The sequence below is a fragment of the Pseudomonas sp. ICMP 460 genome (genome assembly GCF_002723595.1).
GTDB classification, from domain to species: Bacteria; Pseudomonadota; Gammaproteobacteria; order Pseudomonadales; family Pseudomonadaceae; genus Aquipseudomonas; species Aquipseudomonas kitaguniensis.
Window position 1 is genome coordinate 156,794 of sequence record NZ_LKBR01000008.1, and the last position, 6,943, is coordinate 163,736.

A 6,943-nucleotide genomic window follows, 5' to 3' on the forward strand; every position below is an offset into this window, starting at 1 on the left:
AAGCATGTGGGAGTAAAAAAATGGCAACGCGCGAACTCGGCAATGTGAAGTGGTTCAACGATGCAAAAGGCTATGGGTTTATTCAACGCGAAGACGGCAAGGATGTGTTTGTGCACTACCGCGCCATTCGCGGTGATGGCCACCGTTCGTTGGCCGAAGGCCAGCAGGTGGAATACGCCGTGGTAACCGGCGAGAAGGGGTTACAGGCCGAGGATGTGGTCGGCCTATAACCGTAGGGCAAGGGGCAGCGGCAAGCTTCAAGCTTCAAGCTGCAAGCTGCAAGCTGCAAGTGGCAGGCTGCAAGCGCTCTAACTTGCCGCTTGAAGCTTGCCGCTCGCAGCTGTTTTCAAGCCGTTTTCCAGGTGATCTGCTCTTCACCGTCTGCGCTGATGCGGATCCAGGTGTCGGCACTTTCTTCGCCTTCTTCCTCAACCCAACTGCCCGGTGCGCAACGCACTTCGACGTTCAGCGCGGCAAACGCGGCGCGGGCGCAGGCGATGTCGTCGTCCCACGGGGTCTGGTCGCTTTCCAGGTACAGGCTGTTCCATTTGCCCACGGCTTTAGGCAGCCAGGTCACCGGCACGCTGCCGGCCTTGCACTTGTAGGTCTGGCCTCGCTGGACCCAGTCGGTGCACGGGCCCAGTGCGGCGCCCAGCCAGGCGGCGATGGCCTTGTAGTCGACGTCGGCGTCTTTCAGGTAAATCTCAATATCAGGTTGGCGCATGGATGTTCCTCGTTGCGGGATTCGAAAATCCATTCGCGGATGCTTAAAAGTCGGTTATTGAAGCACGAAATAATCGTAGCGCATCGACACCGTGACCTGCAGCGGCTCGGCCGCTTCGATCACCTCGTTACGGCGTTCGGCGCTGGCACGCCAGCCGTGGGGCGTCATGGCCAGCAGGTTGGCGCGGTCTGTGTGTTCAGCCAGGCTCAGCGTGAACTCAAGGGTTTCGCTGTGCGCCAGGCTCATGCCGTCCGGCACCAGCGCCAAGTGCTTGTCGTCGGTGTACTCGCGCACTTCGTCGTACAGGCGCTCGCGCAATTGCATCAGGTGGCCGGCGGTGGGGCCGACCTTCATCAAGCCGCCGCCCGGGCTGAGCAGGCGTTTGGCCTCATCCCAGTCCAGCGGGCTGAACACACTGGCGAGGAACTGGCAGCTCGCATCGGCCAGCGGTACACGCGCCATACTGGCGATCAACCAGGTCAGCGCCGGGTTGCGTTTGCACGCGCGCTTGACCGCTTCTTTGGAGATGTCCAGCGCATAGCCGTCGGCGTGGGGCAGGGCATCGGCGATTTGCGCGGTGTAATAGCCCTCGCCGCAACCGATGTCTACCCAGCGTTGCGGCGCGCGCTCGGCGGCCAGCTCGGCCAAGCGCTTGGCCACTGGCGCGTAGTGCCCGGCGTTGAGGAAGTCGCGGCGCGCCTCGACCATCGCGAGGTTATCGCCCGGGTCGCGGCTGTTTTTGTGCTGCACCGGCAACAGGTTCAGGTAGCCCTGGCGCGCCCGGTCGAAACGGTGCCCGGCCGGGCATGCGACGCCATTCTCGACGGGGTTGAGCGGTGCACTGCAAAGGGGGCAAGCGAGCATCAGGCGAGCAACTTGATCAGGGTCTGGTAATAGATTTCGGTGAGCACATCGAGGTCGCTGGCCAGGATGCGTTCGTTAACCTGGTGAATTGTCGCGTTAACCGGGCCCAGCTCCACCACTTGGGTGCCGAGGGTGGCAATGAAACGCCCATCCGACGTGCCGCCGCTGGTGGACGCTTTGGTGTCACGGCCGGTAATCGCTTTGATGCTGGCCGACACCGCATCCAGCAGCGCGCCCGGTTCGGTGAGGAACGGCAAGCCCGACAACGCCCATTCTATGTGCCAGTCCAGGCCGTGCTTGTCGAGGATCGCCGCAACGCGCTGTTGCAGGGCTTCAACGGTGGACTCGGTGGAGAAGCGGAAGTTGAACACTGCCGTCAGGTCACCGGGGATCACGTTGGTGGCGCCGGTGCCGGAGTTGAGGTTGGAGATCTGGAAACTGGTCGGCGGGAAGAACGTGTTGCCGTCATCCCAATGCTCGGCGGCGAGTTCCGCCAGGGCGGGTGCGGCCAGGTGAATCGGGTTCTTCGCCAAGTGCGGGTAGGCCACGTGGCCTTGTACGCCGCGCACCGTGAGGGTGGCGCCGAGCGAGCCGCGACGGCCGTTCTTGACCACGTCGCCGACCAGCGCAGTACTCGACGGTTCGCCGACGATGCACCAGTCGAGGCGCTCTTTACGTGCCGCCAGACGCTCGATCACCGCTTTGGTGCCGTGGTGCGCCGGGCCTTCTTCATCGCTGGTGATCAGGAAGGCGACCGAGCCCTTGTGGTCCGGGTAGTCGCCGACGAAACGCTCGGCCGCTACCAGCATCGCTGCCAGGCTGCCTTTCATGTCTGCCGCGCCACGCCCGCAGAGCATGCCGTTGTCGTCGATCAGCGCGTCGAACGGGTCGTTCTGCCAAGCCTGCACCGGGCCGGTCGGCACCACGTCAGTGTGGCCGGCAAAGCACAGCACCGGGCCAGCGTGCTTGCCGTGGGTGGCCCAGAAGTTGTCCACATCTTCGATGCGCATGGGCTCAAGCGCAAAACCGGCGTCGCCCAGGCGCTGCATCATCAGCTTCTGGCAGTCGGCGTCGATCGGCGTCACCGAGGGGCGACGGATCAGGTCGATGGCGAGTTGAAGGGTCGGCGAAAGGTCGGCATGGGCCGTCATGGGAAAACTCCGGAAGCGTGTGATGGGCGCAGGACGAGTGTGGAATACACAACCTGAATGGGCGCAGATTCAATGTGGGAGCTGGCTTGCCTGCGATGCAGGCGCCGCGGTCTGGCAGGTACGCCGCGGCGATGCCATCGCAGGCAAGCCAGCTCCCACAGAAAGCAGGGCTAGGCCAAGTCTTGCAAAACGGCCGTTATCTTATAGCAAAACGGCGGCCAGAGGCCGCCGTTTAGTGCATTGCGCAAGTTTTTACACGGCCGTTACCGGCTCAGCCTTCGCCGCAGGTTTTGGCAGCGACGAGAGGAACGCCATGATCAACGCTGCCACGTATGGCAGCGATTGCACCAGCAGCATCACCACCCAGAAGCGCATGTCATTGCTCGGCAGGCCCTGCACCAGGTAAATCCCCAGCGCCGCGCCCCACAACAGCAGCATGATGAACATTTCTTCGCGGGCTTCGGAAATCGCGACCCAGAAGCCGTGGTTATCCGCGTTTTTCGGTGTACGAAAGAACGGAATACTGGTGGTGAAGAAGCCATACAGCACCGCTTTCGCGATGGTGTGCGACAACGCCAACCCGGCCAGTGCTGCGCAGAACGCGTCCTTGAGGTTCACGCCCATCGCACGACGATAGAGGAAGATGATCTTGCCCACCTTGAACACGAACAACGCCAGCGGCGGAATCGCGAAAATCAGCAGCGGCGGGTCGACACGGGTGGGCACGATGATCATTGCCGCCGACCACAGCAGGGCGCCAACGGTGAAGAAGATGTTCATGCCATCCGCCACCCACGGCAGCCAGCCCGCGAGGAAGTGATAGCGCTGGCCACGGGTCAACTCGGTGCCTTTGCCACGCAGCAAGCTTGCGGTGTGACGCTTGATGATCTGAATCGCGCCATAGGCCCAGCGGAAACGCTGTTTCTTGAAGTCGATAAAGGTATCCGGCATCAGGCCCTTGCCGTAGCTGTCGTGGTAATACGCCGCCGACAGGCCTTTCTCGAACACGCGCAGGCCAAGTTCGGCGTCTTCGCAGATGCACCAGTCAGCCCAACCGAGTTCTTCGAGCACCGAGCGACGGGTCATGGTCATGGTGCCGTGCTGGATGATCGCGTCGCGGTCGTTACGCGTGACCATGCCGATATGGAAGAAGCCTTTGTATTCCGCGTAGCAGAGCTTCTTGAAGGTGCTTTCGTTCTGGTCGCGGTAATCCTGCGGCGACTGCACCACGGCGATTTTCGGGTCGGCGAAGTGCGGCACCATGTGCTTGAGCCAGTTCGGCGACACGCAGTAGTCCGAGTCGATCACCGCGATCACTTCGGCGTCCTTGGCGGTGTGCGGGATCAGGTAGTTCAGCGCGCCGCCCTTGAAACCGGCCAGCGGCGCGACGTGGAAGAACTTGAAGCGCGGGCCGAGGGTTTCGCAGTAGTCGCGCACCGGTTCCCACACCGCCGGGTCTTTGGTGTTGTTGTCGATGATCAGGACTTCGAAGTCCGGGTAATCGAGGGCGGCCAGGGCGTCGAGGGTCTGTTTGACCATCTCCGGCGGCTCGTTGTAGCACGGCACATGAATCGACACTTTCGGGCGGTAGTGCGAATCGCCTTCCACCGGCAGGAATTCACGCCGGCGCTTGTGGGTCCACACCGCTTCCGCCAGTTCGTGGGCTTCGGTGAGCAATACGATAAACACGCCGAGGGCGCCGAGTGCCAACAAGAAACCAACAGTCAGGCTGAACCAGGTGCTGTATTGCTGGCTGTAGTCGTAGCCGATCCACACCAACACCGACCCGCACAGGAACGCGATAAAGGTCAGGAAGGTACGGCCACGCTGGCGCAGGGCCGAGCCGTCGATCATCAGCAAGGTCAGCGACAGCAGCGCAAGCACCACCGAGCCGATGGCCAGCACGCGCCACTGCGGAATCGCGACCACCGGGCCTTCAAAGTTGAATTTTTGCTGGCGCGCGGCGTTGTATACGCCCCAATAAGCGCCGGCCGAGCCTTCGTCGCTGACTTTCCACGGCTGATCGAAGGCCTCGATCACGAAGTAGTTGTAGCCCTGGCGGTTGAGCTTGTTGACCAGCGTGCGCAGGTAAATGGCCTGGTCGGCAGGCGAGGTTTCATTGCCGCCGCGCATGCGTCCGTTACTCGGCCAGCCAACTTCCGACAGCAGCAACGGCTTTTTCGGGAAGAGTTTTTTCAGGTCTCGGGCACGGTCGAGTACGTATTGGCCGGCCTTGTCCATCGGGATGAATTCCCAGAACGGCAGGATGTGCGCGGCAATCAGGTCGACGTGCTTGGCCAGTTGCGGGTACTTTTCCCAGATGTGCCATTGCTCGGAGGTGGTCACCGGCACTTTCACGGCGGCGCGCACGCGGTCGAGCAGCACGATCAGCGCTTCAGGGGTAATTTCTTCACGGAACAACGCTTCGTTGCCGACCACCACCCGCACCACGCTGCGCGAGGTATTGGCCAACTCGATGGCGCGTTGGATCTCGCGTTCGTTGCGTTCAAGGTCCGGGCTGATCCAGATCCCCAGCGTTACGCGCAGGCCGAACTCTTCCGCCAGCTTGGGGATGTCTTGCAGGGTGCCGTCCACCGAATAAGTACGGATGTTGTCCGTCAGCTTGCTCATGATCGCAAGGTCTTGACGCATCTCGTCGTCGCTGGGGTACTGGTCTTTCTGCGGGTATTGGCCTTGCTGGAACGGCGAGTAGGAAAACCCGGAGATCTGCTCAGGCCAGTTAGGGGTGGTAACCGGGCGGTTGATCAGCGCCCAGAAGCCGGTGAACAGCGCGGCAATTGCCAGCACCACCACCAGGTTGAGTCCAAATTTACGCGATGCCATAGCTGTTTCGGGTTCCAAAGGGTGTGGAACGAAAAGAGGTGCCGGCCTGCGCCGAACGGCGCGCATCCTACACCGGCGCTTCCTTGAGCGTACAGCAGGCCAGGAAAAACCGCACATTGGGCAGCGAAAGTTCATCTAAGTTCTTAACTTGGAGCGTGTAGCTTAAAACTTGTGGCTGCGTAGCCCTATAATGCGCGCCGGTTTTTGGGGTAATGGTCATGAGCACAGAAGATCCGCGATTTGCAGGCGTTGCCCGCTTGTATGGCATTGAAGGCCTGGAACGCTTGAAAGCAGCCCATGTGGCGATCGTCGGCGTCGGCGGCGTGGGCTCCTGGGCGGCGGAAGCCATCGCCCGTTGCGGGGTGGGCGAGATTTCGCTGTTTGACCTGGACGATGTCTGCGTGAGTAACAGCAACCGTCAGTTGCACGCGCTGGACAGCACGGTGGGCAAGCCCAAGGTCGAGGTGATGGCTGAGCGCTTGCGCGGCATCAACCCCGATTGCACGGTGCATGCGGTGGCGGACTTTGTGACCCGCGAGACCATGGCCGAGTACATCACGCCGAACATCGATTGCGTGATCGACTGCATCGACGCCGTTAACGCCAAGGCTGCGCTGATTGCCTGGTGCAAGCGCCGCAAGATTCAGATTATTACCACCGGCGGTGCGGGTGGGCAGATCGACCCGACGTTGATCCAGGTGTGTGATTTGAACCGCACCTTTAACGATCCGCTGGCGTCGAAAGTGCGCTCTACGTTGCGCCGTGACTATGGTTTTTCGCGCACGGTGACGCGGCATTACAGCGTGCCGTGTGTGTTTTCGACCGAGCAATTGCGTTATCCCAAGCCGGACGGCAGCATTTGTTTGCAGAAGAGCTTTGTGGGGGACGGGGTGAAGCTGGACTGCGCCGGTGGGTTTGGCGCGGTGATGATGGTGACGGCGACCTTTGGCATGGTGGCGGCGACTAAAGCCGTGGACAAGATTGTGGCTGGGGTGCGCAGGCCTTCGGAGCGGGTTAAAACCGTTTAGGCCGACCACGGCATCTTTGATTTAGCGCTGTGGCGCGGCAAGCTGGCTTGGGGGTGTTGTTCAGGTTGGGTGTATATCCTTTATTTGGGTTATGGCTTGTATTGGTTTCGCTCTTACAGCGAGTCACTTTTGAAAGGACCCAAAAGTAACCAAAAGGTCCTCGCCCCACCACTCGGTGCCTCGCTTAGGCTCGGCATGCCCGCCCACAGGCTTGAATCCGTGGGCCGCCGCGATCGGCCATCCTTGGCCCAGCGCGGCTAACCCGGCGTCCTGCCGGGTTACCCACGGATTCAAGCCTGCGTGCGGCCATCGTGGTTTAACGGGGCGCTTCT

At 61.4% G+C, this 6,943-nt stretch carries 6 protein-coding genes; 2 read left to right on the forward strand and 4 right to left on the reverse strand.

The window, feature by feature from the left end; translation table 11 throughout:
* The first annotated feature begins 20 nt into the window (after positions 1 to 20).
* Positions 21 to 230 (forward strand): cold-shock protein, encoded by a 210-nt coding sequence (locus AO240_RS08520; protein ID WP_099236170.1) that lies wholly within the window; start codon positions 21 to 23, stop codon positions 228 to 230.
* A gap of 116 nt (positions 231 to 346) precedes the next feature.
* Here the strand turns inward: AO240_RS08520 and AO240_RS08525 are convergent, their stop codons facing one another.
* The 4 genes from AO240_RS08525 to AO240_RS08540 all read right to left on the reverse strand — a co-directional run bounded on the left by AO240_RS08525 (position 347) and on the right by AO240_RS08540 (position 5,583).
* Positions 347 to 724, reverse strand: a complete 378-nt coding sequence (locus AO240_RS08525; RefSeq protein WP_058413617.1) for a hypothetical protein — start codon at positions 722 to 724, stop codon at positions 347 to 349.
* 54 nt (positions 725 to 778) lie between these two features.
* Entirely contained in the window at positions 779 to 1,588 is an 810-nt protein-coding gene (locus AO240_RS08530) for a putative RNA methyltransferase (RefSeq protein ID WP_099236172.1), read from the reverse strand.
* Positions 1,588 to 2,739 (reverse strand): succinyl-diaminopimelate desuccinylase, encoded by a 1,152-nt coding sequence (dapE, locus tag AO240_RS08535; RefSeq protein WP_099236173.1) that lies wholly within the window; start codon positions 2,737 to 2,739, stop codon positions 1,588 to 1,590. The genes AO240_RS08530 and dapE overlap by 1 nt, the downstream gene beginning before the upstream one ends.
* Positions 2,740 to 2,991: 252 nt before the next feature.
* Complete coding sequence (locus AO240_RS08540; RefSeq protein ID WP_099236174.1) at positions 2,992 to 5,583, reverse strand: glycosyltransferase; 2,592 nt, start codon at positions 5,581 to 5,583, stop codon at positions 2,992 to 2,994.
* A gap of 218 nt (positions 5,584 to 5,801) precedes the next feature.
* On the opposite strand from AO240_RS08540, the gene tcdA reads away from it, so the two are divergent.
* On the forward strand, positions 5,802 to 6,611 hold the full coding sequence (tcdA, locus tag AO240_RS08545) for a tRNA cyclic N6-threonylcarbamoyladenosine(37) synthase TcdA (RefSeq protein WP_371918608.1): 810 nt from the start codon (positions 5,802 to 5,804) through the stop codon (positions 6,609 to 6,611).
* Positions 6,612 to 6,943: the final 332 nt, after the last annotated feature.

Excerpts from the sequence above, each read along its gene's own strand:
- AO240_RS08520 (WP_099236170.1), top strand. The coding sequence starts at position 21 with ATGGCAACGCGCGAACTCGGCAATGTGAAGTGGTTCAACGATGCAAAA.
- AO240_RS08525 (WP_058413617.1), bottom strand. The coding sequence starts at position 724 with ATGCGCCAACCTGATATTGAGATTTACCTGAAAGACGCCGACGTCGAC.
- AO240_RS08530 (WP_099236172.1), bottom strand. The coding sequence starts at position 1,588 with ATGCTCGCTTGCCCCCTTTGCAGTGCACCGCTCAACCCCGTCGAGAAT.
- dapE (WP_099236173.1), bottom strand. The coding sequence starts at position 2,739 with ATGACGGCCCATGCCGACCTTTCGCCGACCCTTCAACTCGCCATCGAC.
- AO240_RS08540 (WP_099236174.1), bottom strand. The coding sequence starts at position 5,583 with ATGGCATCGCGTAAATTTGGACTCAACCTGGTGGTGGTGCTGGCAATT.
- tcdA (WP_371918608.1), top strand. The coding sequence starts at position 5,802 with ATGAGCACAGAAGATCCGCGATTTGCAGGCGTTGCCCGCTTGTATGGC.